Raw genomic sequence first — 17,002 nt, forward strand, 5'->3', positions numbered from 1 at the left:
CTTCACATGCCCGCCTACCGCTTCGAGGCCCTCACTGCCGCCGGCAAGACCAGCACCGGGCTGCTGGAGGCCGACAACGCGCGCGCGGCGCGCTCGCAGCTGCGCGCGCAGGCGCTGGTGCCGCTGCAGGTGGTGCCGGTGGCCACCGACGCGCAGGGCGCGCCCACGGGCGGGGCGCGCTGGCGCGGGCGCGTGTTCGGCAGCACGGCGCTGACGGTGTGGACGCGCCAGCTCGCCGGGCTGGTGGCCTCGGGGCTGCCGCTGGAACGCGCGCTCACGGCGCTGGCCGACGAGGCCGAGGACCCGCGCCAGCGCGAGCTGGTGGCGCACCTGCGCAGCGAGGTCAACGCCGGCGCGGCCTTCGCGCGGGCGCTGGCCAGCGCGCCGCGCGAGTTCGACGACGTCTACCGCGCCGTGGTGGCCGCCGGTGAGCAAAGCGGTGCGCTGGGCACCGTGCTGGAGCGCCTGGCCGACGACCTGGAGGAACGCCAGGCGCTGCGCGCGCGGCTCATCGGCGCCACGCTCTACCCGGCCATCGTGTCGCTGATCGCGGTGGTGATCGTGGTGTTCCTGGTGACCTACGTGGTGCCGCAGGTGGCCTCCGTCTTCACCAGCTCCAAGCGCGCGCTGCCGGCGCTGACCGTGGCGATGCTGGCCATCAGCGACTTCACGCGCAACTGGGGGCTGTTGATGCTGGCGCTGCTGGCCGTGGCGGGCGGCGCCCTGGCGCTGGGGCTGCGCAACCCGGCGTTCCGGGAGCGCTTTGACGCCGCCTGGCTGCGGCTGCCCCTCTTCGGGCGGCTGTCACGGGGCTACAACGCGGCACGCTTCGCCGGCACGCTGGCCATGCTCGCCGGTGCCGGGGTGCCGATCCTCAAGGCGCTGCAGGCCGCGGCCGAGACGCTGTCCAACCGCGCCATGCGCGCCGACGCCATGGACGCGCTGGTGCAGGTGCGCGAGGGCGCGCCGCTGGCGCTGGCGATCGCGGCCAAGAAGCGCTTTCCCGGCCTGTTGCCGATGTTCGCGCGGCTGGGCGAGCAGACCGGCGAGCTGCCGGCCATGCTCGGCCGCGCCGCGGCGCAGCTCGGCGCCGAGGTGCAGCGCCGCGCGCTGGCGCTGGCCACGATCCTGGAGCCGCTGCTGATCGTGGCCATGGGCGGCGTCGTCATGCTCATCGTGCTGGCGGTGCTGCTGCCCATCATCCAGCTCAACACCTGGGTCAAGTAGGCACGCGCGCGGCCCACCCGGGCCCGTTCAGGGCAGGCCCGGGGCCGGGCCCGGCATCAAGTCACGTCCAGGGACGACCAAGGCCCTTTTCCAATGGGCCTGCCTCTTGCTTAAATCCACGGGAAACGAGGCGCCGCGGCACGATCCACCGCGCTGGATGTCGGAAGGTGTGCCCCCGCGGAGCCCGGAAACGCAAGGAGGTGTGTCCATGGCTTCCCCATCCACCGATCTCGTTCCCGCGCCGGCGAGCGGCCACATCCCGATCGCCAGCCTGCGCAGCCTCTACCGCGTCGACGAGGTGGAGCGGCGGCTGACCAAGCTGCCCCCGCGCGAGCACGAGCACCTGCGCAGCACCTACGAGCGCATGCTCGAAAAGGGCCCGGAACGCTTCCAGGTGAAGCCCTCGGGGCTGCCGGCGATGCAGCACCTCTACGAGGAGCTGCCCAATTTCCGCGAGGTGCTCGACGACGTGCGCCGGCAGCTGGCGCTGTGCCAGGACAGCCGCGACGCGCTGGAGATCACGCCCATGCTGCTGCTGGGCCCGCCGGGCATCGGCAAGACGCATTTCGCGCGCGTGGTCTCGGCGCTGCTGGGCACGGGGCTGGGCTTCGTCTCGATGAGCTCGCTCACCGCCGGCTGGGTGCTGAGCGGGGCGTCGAGCCAGTGGAAGGGCGCGCGCCCGGGCAAGGTGTTCGAGACGCTGGTGGACGGCGCCTACGCCAACCCGGTGATGGTGGTGGACGAGATCGACAAGGCGCGTGCCGAGCAGGCCTACGACCCGCTCGGGGCGCTGTACTCGCTGCTGGAGCACGACACGGCGCAGGGCTTCACGGACGAGTTCGCGGAAGTGCCCATCGACGCCAGCCAGGTGATCTGGATCGCCACGGCCAACGACGAGCGCTGCATCCCCGAGCCGATCCTCAACCGCATGAACGTGTACGAGGTGCAGCCGCCGGACCACGAGGCGGCGCGCTGCATCGCGCTGCGGCTGTACGCGGGCATCCGCGCCGCGCACGACTGGGGCCGGCGCTTCGAGCCCGAGCCCGCCGACGAGGTGCTGGAGAAGCTGGCGGCGCTGGCGCCGCGCGAGATGCGCCGCACCTGGATGACGGCCTTCGGCAACGCGCGGCTGGCCGGGCGTGGACACATCGAGGTGGCCGACCTGCCCGGCGCGGGGCCGAAGCGCGCGCCGATCGGGTTCGTGGCGCAGTAGCGGCGGAGAGACAGCGCGTTCAGGCCGCGGGTGGCTCGCGCGGCGGCAGGGCCGCTGCCGCCGCGGCCGGCTCCTGCAGCGCCGGCGCCTCGCGCGCCCAGGCGTCGAGCAGCGTGTAGGCCACGGCCAGCACCACCGGGCCGATGAAGATGCCCACCAGCCCGAAGGCCAGCAGCCCGCCGACCACGCCGGTGAAGATCAGCAGCAGCGGCAGGTCCGCGCCGACGCGGATGAGCACCGGGCGGATCACGTTGTCCATCGTGGTGGCGATCAGGGCCCACACCAGCAGGAACACGCCCCAGCCCGTGGCGCCCTGCCAGAACACCCAGGCCGCTGCCGGCAGCAGCACCGGCAGCGCGCCAAGCTGCGCGATGCACAGCATGAACATCAGCAGCGTCAGCAGCCCGGCCAGGGGCACGCCGGCCAGCCCCAGGCCGATGCCGGCGAACAGCGCCTGCACCAGCGCCGTCAGGCCCACGCCCAGCGCCACGCCGCGGATGGCCTGCCCGGCCAGGTGCACCACGGCTTCGCCCTGCGTGCCGCCCAGGCGCCGGGCGAAGCGCCGCAGCGCCGCGGCCCAGTTCTCGCCGGTGGCGTACATCACGGCGGCCAGCACGGTCGTGACCAGGAACTGCAGCAGCACCCAGCCCACGCTGCCCACCTCGGCCAGCAGCCAGCGCGTGGCGTTGCCGACATAAGGGGTGAGCATGGCCAGCAGACCGCCCGCGCCCAGGCGCACCGCGTCTTCCCAGGCGCGGCGCAGCTGCGTGCCCACGAAGGGCAGCTCCGACACCCAGGCCGGCGGCGCCGGCGGCGGGCGCCAGGCGGTGAGCGCGCGCAGCGCCTCGCCGATCAGGTCGATGTGCGCCACCAGCGCGCCCACGGCCAGCGTCAGCGGCAGCACCAGCCCCACCACCAGCAGCAGCGTCATCACCGTCACCGCCAGCCAGCGCCGGCCCCAGAGCCGGCGCTGCAGCCGCTGCAGCAGCGGCCAGGTCGAGACCACCAGCATCGCCGCCCAGATGCCCGGGCCCAGGAAGGGGCGCAGGATCCACAGCGAGCCCACGATCAGCGCGGCGATGAAGAGCACGCCCAGCGTGGCGCGGGGCAGGTCCTGGGGAGGTGGCGGCATGGGCGGCACAGGGGGTGGTAGCAAGGCGCCGCCGATGCTACCCAGCCCGGCCGCGCGCAGCCGGGCCGGGCGGGACGGGCTGCATCAGTAGGACATGCTGCCGACGCTGGTGGCGTCGGGCGTGGCGCCGCTGTTGCTGGCGGCGAAGTACTGGTACGTGAAGCGGTCCGTGCCTGCCACGAGCCGCACCCGGGCGCCCAGCGCCTCCTGGATCTGCAGCGTGCCACCCGGGTTCAGGCCGATGTCGCTGGTGATGCCGAAAGGTATCGGCTGGCTCAGCGTGTACTCGTGGCCGTTCATCGCCAGGCGGCCCGTTACGGAAACGGTGGTGCCGATCGGGGTCGCTGCCAGGGTGGTCGTGTAGTTCAGCGTCACCGTCGAGCCGGCGTTGGCGATGGTGGCGTTCGAGAAGCCCAGCGTGACGTTGGTCTGATTCGCGGTGGCGCTGAAGCTCAGCGTGGCGCCGCCGTTCACCGTGGCGCCGCCGGCACTGAAGCTGCGGAAGTTCAATGCCAGGCTGCCGGACTCGGACGACGCCGTCTCGCGGTAGCTGCGCACGGTGATGTCCAGGCCGCCGGCAACGACGACGCCGTCGACCACGCAGTTGTTGGCCGTGAGGCTGATGGTGTCGCCAGCCGTCGGCACATTGGCATTGGCCACGTTGGCGGAGCCGGTGATGGAGCCGCCGCCTTCGCAGCGCTCGTCGATGGGCTCCAGCAGTTTTGCCTGCTCGCGCGCGGCAGCGGCCTGCACGCCCAGCCGCTTGAGCAATGCGATGGGATCGGGCCGGGCCGCAGCCTGATCGAGTCCCAGCGGCAACTCCGTGCTCAATCCGCCGTCCAGCGCCCCGGCGACACCCACGGTTGCAAGCAACGAGGCCGCCGCCGGCTCGGCCACCGTGCGGTAGCTGGAAGCATCGAAGCCGGCCGTGGCGGGAGTGTCCCCGCCCCCTCCACCACCGCCGCAACCCGCCAGCAGCAGGGCGGCCGCGCACGCCAGCGGCGCAAGGCGCATCGAAATCGTCTGGATCGTCATGGATGTGGTCCTGTTCGCTCTTCGGGCACGTGCCCTCCCGGCACGCGGTGCGGCCTCCCCAGCCGCACAGGGTGATTGTCAGAGTTGGAACGGGCCTCGGCACACCTTGCGCATCGGCGTTGCGGCGCGCCCTCAGTCGCGCGGCCCGTACTGGCGCAGCCGATCCAGCGCCAGCACGCGCACGCCGCCGTACTCGATGCGGATGACGCCATCGGCCTGCAGGGTGCGCAGCGCGCGGTTGACGCGCTGGCGCGACAGCCCGACCAGGTAGGCCAGCTCCTGCTGCGTGATGCGCAGCAGTTCGCCCACGCCGGGGTAGAGCACCGGGTGGAACAGCGCGGCCAGGCTGCGCGCCACGCGCGCGTCGGGCTGCGAGAGGCGGTCGATGTCGCGCGCGGCGATGAACTGGCCCAGCCGCTCGTTGAGCTGCTGCATCAGGAAGCGGTTGAAGCCCAGGCTGCTGGCCAGCAGCCCGTCGAAGCTGTCGATGGGCAGCCCAGCGATCAGGCTGCGGCGCAGCGCCTGCACGTTGAAGCGGTAGGGCTCGCGCTTGAGCGCCGTGCCCTCGCCGAACCAGCCGCCCGAGGGCACGCCCATGTAGGTCACGTTGGCGCCGCGCGTGTCGTCGTTGCTGACCTTGAGCAGCCCGTCCACGACGCCGAACCAGTACACCGGCGGGCGCCCGACGCGGCACACCAGCTCGCCGGGCTGCACCTCCACCACGCGCAGCGCGGACAGCGCCACGTCGCGCACCGCGGGTTCCAGCCGCGGCAGCCAGTGGATGGCTTGCAGCTCCTGCGGCCGCGGCGGGCGCGAACGCGCCAGCAGCGCCGAGGCCGGAGTCAGATCGCGAAGGGCCATGCGGGAAACCCCTTTGGGGACAGACCCGAAGATTGTCGCCGCCGCGACAACCTGGCGTCAAAGTGCTGCCCAGAATTCGCGCACTTCGTAACCGAGTCCGTTCGAAGCCGCCGTCAGGCGCCGTCAGGAGATGCCCTTGGCCACCTTCCCTCACCTGCTGCTCGAACACGCCGCCCGGCGCCCGCACGCTCCCGCACTGCGCGAGAAAGACTTGGGCATCTGGCAAACGCTGACCTGGGCCCAGCTTGCGGAGCTGGTGCGCGCGCTGGCGCACGGCCTGGCTGCCGCCGGGCTGCAGCGCGGCGAGCACCTGATCGTCGTGGGCGAGAACCGCCCGCGCCTGTACGCCAGCATGCTGGCGGCGCAGTCGCTGGGCGCCATTCCGGTGCCGCTGTACCAGGACGCGGTGGCGGCGGAGTTCGTGTTCCCGCTCAACAACGCGGAGGTGCGCTTCGTGGTCGCGGAGGACCAGGAGCAGATCGACAAGTTCCTGGAGGTGCGGGCGCAGTGCCCGCGGCTGCAGCGGCTGTGGTTCGACGACCCGCGCGGCCTGCGCAACTACCGCGAGCCGGGCCTGGACTCGCTGGACGCGCTGGCCGAGGCCGGGCGCGAGCACGCCAGAAAGCATCCGCAGTTCTTCGACGCCGAGGTGGCGCGACTGCAGGGCGCCGACGTGGCGGCCATGTTCTACACCTCGGGCACCACCGGCACGCCCAAGGGCGTGGTGCACACCCATGGCTCGCTGCTGGACCGCGCGCAGGCCGGCGCCCGCTTCGACAAGCTCAGCGACAGCGAGGAGGTGCTGGCCTACCTGCCGCCGGCCTGGATCGGCCAGAACATCTTCAGCTACGCGCAGTGGCTGGCCTGCGGCTACGTGGTCAACTGCCCCGAGTCGGCCGCCACCGTCTCCATCGACATGAAGGAGATCGGCCCCACCTACTACTTCGCGCCGCCGCGCGTGTTCGAAGGGCTGCTCACCAGCGTGATGGTGCGCATGGAGGACGCCGGCGCGCTCAAGCGCTGGATGTTCGAGCGCTTCATGAAGCTCGCGCGCCGCGTGGGCCCGGCCCGCATGGACGGCAAGCCGCTGTCGCTGGCCGACCGGCTGGCGTGGAAGCTGGGCGACCTGTGCATCTTCGGTCCGCTGCGCAACCAGCTGGGCATGTCGCGGGTACGCGTGGCCTATACCGCGGGCGAGGCCATCGGGCCGGACCTGTTCAGCTTCTACCGCGCCATCGGCATCAACCTCAAGCAGCTCTACGGCTCCACCGAGACGGCGGTGTTCGTGTGCCTGCAGCCCGACCACGAGGCGCGCGCGGACACGGTGGGCGTGCCCATCGAGGGGGTGGAGCTGCGCATCGCCGCCGACGGCGAGGTGCAGGTGAAGTCCTCCGGACTGCTCAAGGGTTACTTCCGCAACGAGAAGGCCACGGCCGAGGCGCTGCAGGACGGCTGGTTCCGCACCGGCGACGCCGGCTTCCTCGACGCCGGCGGGCACCTCAAGATCATCGACCGCGCCAAGGACGTGGGGCGCCTCAGGGGCGGCGCCTTCGACGGCGCCATGTTCGCGCCCAAGTACGTGGAGAACAAGCTGAAGTTTTTCCCGTACGTCAAGGAAGCGGTGGCCTTCGGCGACGGGCGCGACCAGGTGTGCGCCTTCATCAACATCGACATGGAGGCCGTGGGCCACTGGGCCGAGCGCCGCAACCTGCCCTACACCGGCTACACCGACCTGGCGGGCAAGCCCGAAGTGCTGGAGCTCATGCGCGGCTGCGTGGAGCAGGTCAATGCCGACCTCGCGCGCGACGAGCAGCTCGCGGGCTGCCAGGTGCACCGCTTCCTGGTGCTGCACAAGGAGCTCGACGCCGACGACGGCGAGCTCACCCGCACGCGCAAGGTGCGCCGCGGCTTCATCGCCGAGCGCTACGCGCCGCTGGTGCAGGCGCTCTACGAGGGGCGCGAGAGCCAGTACATCGAAACCCCGGTGAAGTTCGAGGATGGACGCAGCGGCGTGGTCAGCGCCACGCTGCGCATCGCCGAGGCCAAGACCTACCCCGCTGTCCGGAGGGCCGCTTGATGAACGCCATCGTCAGCTCCGAGCTGCTCGCGCAGCCCGACACCACGCTGCCTGTGCAGACGACCGAGCCCGCGCCGGGCAAGCGCATCGGCGACGTGATCCTGGCGGTGAACAACATCACGCTGCGCTTCGGCGGCGTGAAGGCGCTCACCGACATCAGCTTCGACGTGAGGGAGCACGAGATCCGCTCCATCATCGGCCCCAACGGCGCGGGCAAGAGCTCGATGCTCAACTGCATCAACGGCGTGTACCAGCCGCAGGAGGGCTCGATCACGCTGCGCGGCCAGAGCTTCAAGCACATGAACCCGCGGCAGGTGGCCGAAGCGGGCGTGGCCCGGACCTTCCAGAACCTCGCGCTGTTCAAGGGCATGAGCGTGCTGGACAACATCATGACCGGGCGCAACCTGCGCATGAAGTGCAACCTGTTCCAGCAGGCGCTGCGGCTGGGCCCGGCGCTGCGCGAGGAGCTGGAGCAGCGCGAGGCGGTGGAGCGCATCATCGACTTCCTGGAGATCCAGCCCTGGCGCAAGACCCCGGTGGGCCGCCTGCCCTACGGGCTGCAAAAGCGCGTGGACCTGGGCCGGGCGCTGGCCATGCAGCCCTCGGTGCTGCTGCTCGACGAGCCCATGGCGGGCATGAACGTCGAGGAGAAGCAGGACATGTGCCGCTTCATCCTCGACGTCAACGACGAGTTCGGCACCACCATCGTGCTCATCGAGCACGACATGGGCGTGGTGATGGACATCTCCGACCGCGTGGTGGTGCTCGACTACGGCAAGAAGATCGGCGACGGCCCGCCCGACGCGGTGCGCGCCAACGAGGACGTGATCCGCGCCTACCTGGGCACCTCGCACTGAGGCTTTCCATCCGCCGCTCGGCCCGAGCGGAATCGGCAAAAAAAGATCGGGAACACCACCATGGGTTTCTTTCTGGAAACGCTCACCGGCGGGCTGATGGCCGGCATGCTCTACGCGCTGATCGCGCTGGGTTTCGTGCTCATCTACAAGGCCAGCGGCGTCTTCAACTTCGCGCAGGGCGCGATGGTGCTGTTCGCCGCGCTGGCGATGGCGCGCTTCGCGGAGTGGATCCCCAGGCTGCTGGGCTTCGACAACCGGCTGCTGGCCAACCTGCTGGCCTTCGTGTGCGCGCTGGCGGTGATGGCGGCGGTGGCCTGGGCCATCGAGCGCCTGGTGCTGAGCAAGCTGGTGAACCAGGAGGGCATCACGCTGCTGATGGCGACGCTGGGCATCACCTACTTCCTCGACGGCTTCGGCCAGACGCTGTTCGGCTCGGACATCTACAAGATCGACGTGGGCATGCCCAAGGACCCGGTGCTGGTGCTGGAGAACATGTTCGAGGGCGGGCTGCTGGTCAACAAGGAGGACCTGTACGCCGCGCTGATCGCCGCCGGCTTGGTGGCGGCGCTGTCGCTGTTCTTCCAGAAGACGGGCACGGGCCGCGCGCTGCGCGCGGTGGCCGACGACCACCAGGCGGCGCAGTCGATCGGCATACCGCTGTCGCGCATCTGGATCATCGTCTGGAGCGTGGCGGGCTTCGTGGCGCTGGTGGCCGGGATCATCTGGGGCTCCAAGCTGGGCGTGCAGTTCTCGCTGTCGCTGGTGGCGCTCAAGGCGCTGCCGGTGGTGATCCTGGGCGGGCTGACCTCGGTGCCGGGCGCCATCCTGGGCGGGCTGATCATCGGCGTGGGCGAGAAGCTCTCCGAGGTCTACATCGGCCCGCTGCTGGGCGGCGGCATCGAGATCTGGTTCGCCTACGTGCTGGCGCTGCTGTTCCTGCTGGTGCGGCCGCAGGGGCTGTTCGGCGAAAAGATCATCGACCGCGTCTGACGCGCCGGGCGAACAAGGAGAACGAACATGCTCTACCGCGAGAACGGCCAGTTCAAGGCGAGCTACCGCGCCGACCAGCAGATCTTCCCCATCGCGCAGGACCGCTGGGCCATCCTGGCGCTGATGGCCTTCGCCTTCGCGGCGGTGCCGCTGCTGGCGCCGGAATACCTGTTCCGCGCCGTGCTCATCCCGTTCCTGATCCTGGCGCTGGCCGCCCTGGGGCTGAACATCCTGGTGGGCTACTGCGGGCAGATCTCGCTGGGCACCGGGGCCTTCATGGCCGTGGGCGCCTACGCGGCCTACAACTTCCACGTGCGCTTCGAGGGCATGCCGCTGCTGCTGTCGCTGCTGGGCGGGGGCTTGAGCGCCACGGCGGTGGGGGTGCTGTTCGGCATCCCGTCGCTGCGCATCAAGGGCCTGTACCTGGCCGTGGCGACGCTGGCGGCGCAGTTCTTCGTGGACTGGGCCTGCCTGCGGCTGAAGTGGGTGACCAACGACTCCTCCTCCGGCTCGGTGAGCGTGGCGGGGCTGAACGTGTTCGGGCTGCCGCTGGACACGCCGGTGCAGAAGTACCTGTTCTGCCTGGCGCTGCTGTGCCTGTTCGCGCTGCTGGCCAAGAACCTGGTGCGCGGCGCCATCGGCCGGGAGTGGATGGCCATCCGCGACATGGACGTGGCGGCCTCCGTGATCGGCATCCGCCCCGTGTACGCCAAGCTCAGCGCCTTCGCGGTGAGCTCCTTCATCGTGGGCGTGGCCGGCGCGCTGTGGGGCTTCGTGCACCTGGGCTCGTGGGAGCCGGCGGCGTTCAACATCGACCGCTCGTTCCAGCTGCTGTTCATGGTGATCATCGGCGGGCTGGGCTCGATCATGGGCAGCTTCTTCGGCGCGGCCTTCATCGTCGTGCTGCCCATCGTGCTGACCAACACGCTGCCGGCGCTGGGCGCGATGGTGGGGCTCAACGTGGACACCGCGCTGCTGAGCCATCTCGAATTCATGATCTTTGGCGGGCTCATCGTCTTCTTCCTGATCGTGGAACCGCACGGCATCGCGCGGCTGTGGTCCACGGGCAAGGAGAAGCTGCGCCTGTGGCCCTTCCCGCACTGATGGCCGGCCTGCAGCCGCCACCGGCTTCGACCACCGCACCCCAGAGTGCGCCGCAACCCCAGAGGAGACTCGTGATGAACCTTTCCCGTTTCCGTTCGATCGCCCTGGCCGCCGCGGCCGTGTCCGCGGCCCTGACCGGCACGCTGGGCAGCACGGCCGCCCAGGCCCAGGCCCAGGCCAAGGAGCAGTTCTTCCCGTTGCTGGTCTACCGCACCGGTGCCTACGCCCCCAACGGCACGCCCTGGGCCAACGGCAAGCAGGACTACCTCAAGATGATCAATGCCCGCGATGGCGGCATCAACGGCGTGAAGATCGCCTTCGAGGAGTGCGAGACCGGCTACGCCACCGACAAGGGCGTGGAGTGCTACGAGCGGCTCAAGGGCCGGACCAACACCCTGTTCGACCCGCAGTCCACGGGCATCACCTTCGCGCTCACCGACAAGGCGCCGGTGGACAAGATCCCGCTCATCACCCTGGGCTACGGCCTGGCGGCCTCGCAGGACGGCGGCGTGTTCAAGTGGAACTTCCCGCTCATGGGCACCTACTGGACCGGCGCCGACGTGCTGATCCAGCACCTGGGCAAGAAGGAGGGCGGGCTCGACAAGCTCAAGGGCAAGAAGATCGCCCTGGTCTACCACGACAGCCCCTTCGGCAAGGAGCCCATCCCGCTGCTGCAGGAGCGCAGCAAGATGCACGGCTTCGACCTGCAGCTCATCCCCGTGACGGCCCCGGGCGTGGAGCAGAAGTCGGCCTGGCTGCAGGTGCGCCAGAGCCGCCCGGACTACGTGCTGCTGTGGGGCTGGGGCGTGATGAACTCCACCGCGCTGAAGGAAGCGCAGGCCACGGGCTACCCGCGCGACAAGATGTTCGGCGTGTGGTGGGCCGGCGCCGAGCCCGACGTGAAGGACGTGGGCGAAGGCGCCAAGGGCTACAGCGCGCTGGCGCTGAACCCGTCGGGCACCAGCCCGAAGGTGATCCAAGACATCCTCAAGCACGTGCACGACAAGGGCCAGGGCTCGGGCCCGCGCGACGAGGTCGGCTCGGTGCTCTACACCCGCGGCGTGATCATCCAGATGCTGGGCGTGGAGGCGGTGCGCCGCGCGCAGGAGCGCTTCGGCAAGGGCAAGGTCATGACCGCCGAGCAGGTGCGCTGGGGCCTGGAGAACCTGGCGCTGGACCAGAAGAAGCTCGACGCGCTGGGCTTCTCCGGCGTGATGCGGCCGCTGAGCACCTCCTGCGCCGACCACATGGGGTCGAGCTGGGTGCGCGTGCACACCTGGGACGGCAGCAAGTGGAACTTCAGCTCCGACTGGTACCAGGCCGACGAGCAGATCTCCAAGCCGCTGGTCAAGGCCGCGGCCGACAAGTACGCGGCGGAGAAGAAGCTCACCCGCCGTCCGCCCGAGGACTGCCAGAGCGGCGCCTGACACCGCCCCGGCCCTGAAGAACCCCCGTTGCGGGCCCGGCCCGCGACGGGGGCACTCCGCACCACCCAGCCCAGAGCGCTTCGCCATGTCCCCACCGCTGCTCAACGTCAACAGCATCGAGGTCATCTACAACCACGTCATCCTGGTGCTCAAGGGCGTGTCGCTGCAGGTGCCCGAAGGCCGCATCGTCGCCCTGCTGGGCGGCAACGGCGCGGGCAAGACGACCACGCTGCGCGCCGTCTCCAACCTGCTCGCGGGCGAGCGCGGCGACGTCACCAAGGGCTCCATCGAGCTGCGCGGCGAGCGCATCGAGAAGCTCTCGCCCGCGGCCATGGTGGAGCGCGGGGTGATCCAGGTGATGGAGGGGCGCCACTGCTTCGCGCACCTGACCATCGAGGACAACCTCATGACCGGCGCCTACACCCGCCGCGACGGCAAGGCCGCCGTGGCGCAGACGCTGGAGAAGGTCTACGCCTACTTCCCGCGCCTGAAGACGCGGCGCGGCTCGCTGGCCGCCTACACCTCCGGCGGCGAGCAGCAGATGTGCGCCATCGGCCGCGCGCTCATGGCCAACCCCAGGATGGTGCTGCTGGACGAGCCCTCCATGGGCCTGGCACCGCAGATCGTGGAGGAGGTGTTCGAGATCGTGCGCGACCTCAACACCAAGGAGGGCACCACCTTCCTGCTGGCCGAGCAGAACACCAACATGGCGCTGCGCTACGCCGACTACGGCTACATCATGGAAAGTGGCCGCATCGTCATGGACGGCGAGGCCAAGGCGCTGCGCGAGAACGAGGACGTCAAGGAGTTCTACCTGGGCATGGGCGGCGGCGACCGCAAGAGCTTCAAGGACGTCAAGAGCTACAAGCGCAGGAAGCGCTGGCTGGCTTGACCTCTCTTGCCGGGCCCGCGGGCGGTCCGGCCGTGAAGGAGCGCCTTTCATGAGCGACGATTTCTTTGCCCCGCCACCTTTCAAGCCCGACGAGGGGCTGCAGCGCCTCAAGCGCGAGCTGCGCGCGCTGGGCCTGACCGAGCGCGAGGGGCGCTTCGAGCGCCGCGGCCAGGCCATCGCCCGCGTGGCGCTGGACGGGCCGGACCTGCGCGCGGCGCGCGTGCGCCAGCCGGCGCGCTCGCCGCAGTGGCAGGAGCGCGTCATCGACGACCATGCCGCGCTGCGCGATTTCGTGGCCGAGCTCAAGCGCGAGCTGGCCCGCTGGGGAGACCGTGATGACTGATTTCTTCGACGCGCTGGAGACGCGCGACCCGGCCGCGCGCGAGGCCGCGCTGATGGCGGCACTGCCGCGCGTGGTGGCGCAGGCGCAGGCCGCCAGCCCCGCCGTGGCCGAGCTGCTGGCGGGCGTGGACGCGCGCGACGTGGCCAGCCGCGCCGCGCTGGCGCGGCTGCCAGTACTGCGCAAGTCCGAGCTGCTGCAGCGCCAGCGCGAGCGCGCCCAGGGCGACCCCTTCGGCGGCTTCGCCACCATTGGCTGGAGGGGCCTGCAGCGCAGCGCCGGCGCGCGCCGCGTGTTCCAGTCGCCCGGGCCGATCTACGAGCCCGAGGGCGCCTCGCCCGACTGGTGGCGCATGGCGCGCGCGCTCTTCGCCGCGGGCTTTCGCGACGGCGACCTGGTGCACAACAGCTTCAGCTACCACCTCACGCCGGCGGGCTCGATGATGGAGACCGGCGCGCACGCGCTGGGCTGCACCGTCTTTCCCGGTGGCGTGGGCAACACCGAGCTGCAGCTGCAGGCGCTGGCCGAGCTGGGCGCGCAGGGCTACGTGGGCACGCCCAGCTTCCTGAAGATCCTGCTGGAGCGCGCGTCCGAGCAGGGCGTGGCGCTGCCGCAGCTCACCAAGGCGCTGGTCAGCGGCGAGGCCTGCCCGCCCTCGCTGCAGGCCTGGTTCGCGGCGCGCGGGGTACAGGCCTTCCAGTGCTACGCCACGGCCGACCTGGGACTCATCGCCTACGAGACGGCGGCACGTGCCGGGCTGGTGGTGGACGAGGGCGTGATCGTCGAGATCGTGCAGCCGGGCTCGGGCGAGCCGGTGGCCGAGGGCGAGATCGGCGAGGTGGTGGTGACCACGCTCAATCCGGACTACCCGCTGATCCGCTTCGGCACCGGTGACCTCTCGGCCGTGCTGCCGGGCCCCTGCCCCAGCGGGCGCAGCAACGTGCGGCTGCGCGGCTGGCTGGGACGCGCCGACCAGGCCACCAAGGTGCGCGGCATGTTCGTGCACCCGGCGCAACTGGCGCAGCTGGCGCAGCGCCACCCGGGGCTGGGGCGGCTAAGGCTGGTGGTCGGCGGCGAGCCGGCAGCCGAGACGCTGCTGCTGCGCGCCGAAACGCGCGAACCCGCGGCCGACGGTTTCGCGCAGCAGCTGGCGGCGAGCGTGCGCGAAGTCACAAAACTGCGCGCCGAGGTGGAACTCTGCGCTCCGGGCAGCCTCCCTGACGATGGCAAAGTCATCGAGGACGGCCGACGTTACGTTTAATGGTGCTCAAGTCGCCGGCAAAGGCGTCGAAACGCCGTCCAGGCTGCACGTGACATGCCCCGCCCCGGCATCCCGCCGTTCCCCTGAGGTAGTACACCGATGAAGAAATTCCTGTTCGCCACCGTGGCGCTGGCCGCGGCCTCGGCCGCTTTGGCCGAGTATCCCGAGAAGCCCATCACCATCGTGGTGCCCTTCTCCGCCGGCGGCCCGACCGACAAGGTCGCGCGCGACCTGGCCGAGGCGATTCGCGGCCCGCTCAAGGCCACGATCGTGATCGAGAACGTCGGCGGCGCCGGCGGCACGCTGGGTGCGGCCAAGGTCGCCAAGGCGGCGCCGGACGGCTACACGGTGCTGCTGCACCACATCGGCATGGCGACCTCGCCGGCGCTGTACCGCAGCCTGAACTTCAAGCCGCTGGAGGACTTCGAGTACCTGGGCCTGGTCAACGAGGTGCCGATGACGATCATCGGCAAGCCCGGACTGCCGGCCAACAACTGGGCCGAGCTGCAGAAGTGGCTCAAGGACAATCAGGGCAAGACCTTCCTGGCCAACGCCGGCCTGGGCGCCGCCTCGCACCTGTGCGGGCTGCTGTTCCAGCAGAGCCTGAAGATGGAAATGACCACCGTGCCCTACAAGGGCACCGGCCCGGCCATGACCGACCTGATGGGCGGCCAGGTGGACCTGATGTGCGACCAGACCACCAACACCACGGCGCAGATCGCCGGCGGCAAGGTCAAGGCCTACGCCGTGACCACGCCCAAGCGGCTGACCACCCCGGCGCTGGCCAAGCTGCCCACGCTCGACGAGTCCGGCCTCAAGGGCTTCAACGTGACCATCTGGCACGGCCTGTACGCGCCCAAGGGCACGCCGAAGGCGGTGACGGACAAGATCAACGCCGCGTTGAAGGTGGCGCTCAAGGACCCGGGCTTCGTCAAGCGCCAGGAGGACCTGGGTGCCGTGGTCGTCAGCGACGCGCGCGCCAACGCAGCCGAGCACAAGAAGTTCGTGTCCGACGAGATCAACAAGTGGGGGCCGGTCATCAAGGCCGCCGGCCAGTACGCGGACTGATCCCGGCTGACTGCCATGCATGCGAAAGCCGCCTCCGGGCGGCTTTTTTGTTTAGCTGAACAAATCACCACTGACTTTGACAAGGTGCCGAACAAATCACGGCGCATTGTCAAAGCACACCGAACATTTCACTGGATATTCATCGGGATCGTCACCGGCCCGTCGTTGACCAGCTCGACCTGCATGACGGCGCCGAAGACGCCGGCCTCGACCACCGGGTGGCGCTCGCGCGCCAGCGCCAGCACGCACTCGTAGAGGCGGCGGCCGGCTTCGGCCGGCGCCGCGCCGGTGAAGCTGGGGCGGTTGCCGGCCGAGGTGTCGGCGGCCAGCGTGAACTGGGAGACGAGCAGCAGGCCACCGGTCACGTCCTGCACGCTGCGGTTCATCTTGCCGGCGGCGTCGGCGAAGACGCGCAGCTTCAGGAGCTTGTCCACCAGCTTGGCGCACTGCGCCTCGCCGTCGCCGGGCTGGGCGCAGACCAGCACCAGCAGGCCGGGGCCGATCTCGCCGACGGTGGCGCCGTCCACGTCCACCTTGGCGCGGCGCACGCGCTGGATGAGCGCGATCACGACGCGGCCTCCGGGTGGTGGCGCTCGTCCACGTGCGCCTCGATGTCCGAGGACAGCAGCTGGATGGTGGCACGCAGCCCCGGCACGGCGGCCATGAGCGCGCGCTCGACCTCGCCGCGCATGCGCGCCGCGCGGCCGAGCGTCCATTCCGCGGGCAGGTGCAGGTGCAGGTCCACGAAGCGGCGCGCGCCGGCGCGGCGCGTGGTGACGTGGTCGAAGCGCACGCGCGGGTCCGCGTGGCGGAAGCGCTGCAGGGTCTCGTCGATGCGCTGCTGGTCCTGTGGGTCCAGGGCGTGGTCCATCAGCCCGTCGGCCGAGCGTTTCAGGAGGTGCAGCGCCTCGCGCACGATGTTGAGCGCCACGGCGATGGCCAGCACCGGATCCAGCCAGAGCCAGCCGGTGAAGTGAACGGCGACCAGGCCGCCGACCACGCCGGCGCTGGTCCAGACGTCGGTGAAGAGGTGGCGCGCGTCCGCCTCCAGCGCCATCGAGTGGTGCTCGCGCGCCTTGCGCAGCATGGCCCAGGCCAGCACGCCGTTGAGCACGGAGCTGACCACCGACAGCGCCAGGCCGGGGCCCAGCTCTTCGAGCGGCTGCGGCTGCAGCAGCCGGTGCACGGCGGCCCAGACGATGGCCAGCGCCGCCACCAGGATCAGCACGCCCTCGAAGCCGCTGGAGAAGTACTCGGCCTTGTGGTGCCCGTACGGGTGCTCCTCGTCGGGCGGCCGCGCCGCCAGCGTGACCATGGCCAGCGCGAAGCTGGCGCCGGCCACGTTGACCAGCGATTCCAGCGCATCCGACAGCAGCCCCACCGAGCCGGTGAGCCACCACGCCAGCGTCTTGAGCGCGATGGTGACCACCGCCACGCCCACGGAGAGTTTCAAGTAGCTGCTGACCTGCATGGCGCGATTGTCCAGGGGCGTGCGCGGCGCCCGCGCGACGCTGCGGG

16 protein-coding genes are annotated in these 17,002 nt (G+C 70.6%); 11 read left to right on the forward strand and 5 right to left on the reverse strand.

Annotation, left to right across the window (positions count from 1 at the left end; translation table 11 throughout):
• Positions 1-6: 6 nt before the first annotated feature.
• Positions 7-1,227, forward strand: coding sequence for a type II secretion system inner membrane protein GspF (gspF, locus tag FJ694_RS17235; RefSeq protein WP_157268481.1), 1,221 nt, complete (start codon positions 7-9; stop codon positions 1,225-1,227).
• A 208-nt stretch (positions 1,228-1,435) separates the two neighbouring features.
• A complete protein-coding gene (locus tag FJ694_RS17240; protein WP_157268482.1) occupies positions 1,436-2,440 on the forward strand; it encodes an AAA family ATPase in 1,005 nt (334 codons plus the stop codon).
• Positions 2,441-2,459: 19 nt separating this feature from the next.
• On the opposite strand, the gene ydiK is transcribed toward FJ694_RS17240, so the two are convergent.
• From ydiK to FJ694_RS17255, 3 genes are all read right to left on the reverse strand, one after another.
• The gene (gene ydiK, locus FJ694_RS17245; RefSeq protein WP_157268483.1) at positions 2,460-3,572 is read right to left on the reverse strand and encodes an AI-2E family transporter YdiK; all 1,113 of its coding nucleotides are present in this window, start codon (positions 3,570-3,572) and stop codon (positions 2,460-2,462) included.
• An 84-nt stretch (positions 3,573-3,656) separates the two neighbouring features.
• Positions 3,657-4,607, reverse strand: coding sequence for a hypothetical protein (locus tag FJ694_RS17250; protein ID WP_157268484.1), 951 nt, complete (start codon positions 4,605-4,607; stop codon positions 3,657-3,659).
• Between the two features lie 132 nt (positions 4,608-4,739).
• Positions 4,740-5,468: a Crp/Fnr family transcriptional regulator gene (locus FJ694_RS17255; protein WP_157268485.1), complete on the reverse strand. Its 729-nt coding sequence runs from the start codon at positions 5,466-5,468 to the stop codon at positions 4,740-4,742.
• A 130-nt stretch (positions 5,469-5,598) separates the two neighbouring features.
• Here FJ694_RS17255 and FJ694_RS17260 point away from each other — a divergent pair, with 130 nt between their 5' ends.
• The 9 genes from FJ694_RS17260 (at position 5,599) to FJ694_RS17300 (ending at position 15,484) form a co-directional block, all read left to right on the forward strand.
• Positions 5,599-7,545: an AMP-dependent synthetase/ligase gene (locus tag FJ694_RS17260; RefSeq protein WP_157268486.1), complete on the forward strand. Its 1,947-nt coding sequence runs from the start codon at positions 5,599-5,601 to the stop codon at positions 7,543-7,545.
• Complete coding sequence (locus FJ694_RS17265) at positions 7,545-8,402, forward strand: ABC transporter ATP-binding protein (protein WP_157268487.1); 858 nt, start codon at positions 7,545-7,547, stop codon at positions 8,400-8,402. The genes FJ694_RS17260 and FJ694_RS17265 overlap by 1 nt, the downstream gene beginning before the upstream one ends.
• Before the next feature lie 60 nt (positions 8,403-8,462).
• Positions 8,463-9,392: a branched-chain amino acid ABC transporter permease gene (locus FJ694_RS17270; RefSeq protein WP_157268488.1), complete on the forward strand. Its 930-nt coding sequence runs from the start codon at positions 8,463-8,465 to the stop codon at positions 9,390-9,392.
• A 27-nt stretch (positions 9,393-9,419) separates the two neighbouring features.
• Positions 9,420-10,496: a branched-chain amino acid ABC transporter permease gene (locus tag FJ694_RS17275; RefSeq protein ID WP_157268489.1), complete on the forward strand. Its 1,077-nt coding sequence runs from the start codon at positions 9,420-9,422 to the stop codon at positions 10,494-10,496.
• 74 nt (positions 10,497-10,570) lie between these two features.
• The gene (locus FJ694_RS17280; protein ID WP_157268490.1) at positions 10,571-11,923 is read left to right on the forward strand and encodes an ABC transporter substrate-binding protein; all 1,353 of its coding nucleotides are present in this window, start codon (positions 10,571-10,573) and stop codon (positions 11,921-11,923) included.
• Between the two features lie 85 nt (positions 11,924-12,008).
• Positions 12,009-12,815, forward strand: coding sequence for an ABC transporter ATP-binding protein (locus FJ694_RS17285; protein WP_157268491.1), 807 nt, complete (start codon positions 12,009-12,011; stop codon positions 12,813-12,815).
• Between the two features lie 49 nt (positions 12,816-12,864).
• Positions 12,865-13,158, forward strand: a complete 294-nt coding sequence (locus FJ694_RS17290) for a hypothetical protein (protein ID WP_157268492.1) — start codon at positions 12,865-12,867, stop codon at positions 13,156-13,158.
• Complete coding sequence (locus FJ694_RS17295) at positions 13,151-14,416, forward strand: phenylacetate--CoA ligase family protein (RefSeq protein WP_157268493.1); 1,266 nt, start codon at positions 13,151-13,153, stop codon at positions 14,414-14,416. The genes FJ694_RS17290 and FJ694_RS17295 overlap by 8 nt, the downstream gene beginning before the upstream one ends.
• 99 nt (positions 14,417-14,515) lie before the next feature.
• Entirely contained in the window at positions 14,516-15,484 is a 969-nt protein-coding gene (locus tag FJ694_RS17300) for a tripartite tricarboxylate transporter substrate-binding protein (protein ID WP_157268494.1), read from the forward strand.
• Between the two features lie 128 nt (positions 15,485-15,612).
• On the opposite strand, the gene dtd is transcribed toward FJ694_RS17300, so the two are convergent.
• Both dtd and FJ694_RS17310 read right to left on the reverse strand, forming a co-directional pair.
• On the reverse strand, positions 15,613-16,053 hold the full coding sequence (gene dtd / locus FJ694_RS17305) for a D-aminoacyl-tRNA deacylase (protein ID WP_157268495.1): 441 nt from the start codon (positions 16,051-16,053) through the stop codon (positions 15,613-15,615).
• A complete protein-coding gene (locus FJ694_RS17310) occupies positions 16,050-16,955 on the reverse strand; it encodes a cation diffusion facilitator family transporter (RefSeq protein ID WP_157268496.1) in 906 nt (301 codons plus the stop codon). Before FJ694_RS17310 ends, dtd begins: the two co-directional genes overlap by 4 nt.
• Between the last annotated feature and the right edge of the window lie 47 nt (positions 16,956-17,002).

This window comes from Azohydromonas aeria, assembly GCF_009760915.1.
Taxonomy (GTDB): domain Bacteria; phylum Pseudomonadota; class Gammaproteobacteria; order Burkholderiales; family Burkholderiaceae_C; genus Azohydromonas; species Azohydromonas aeria.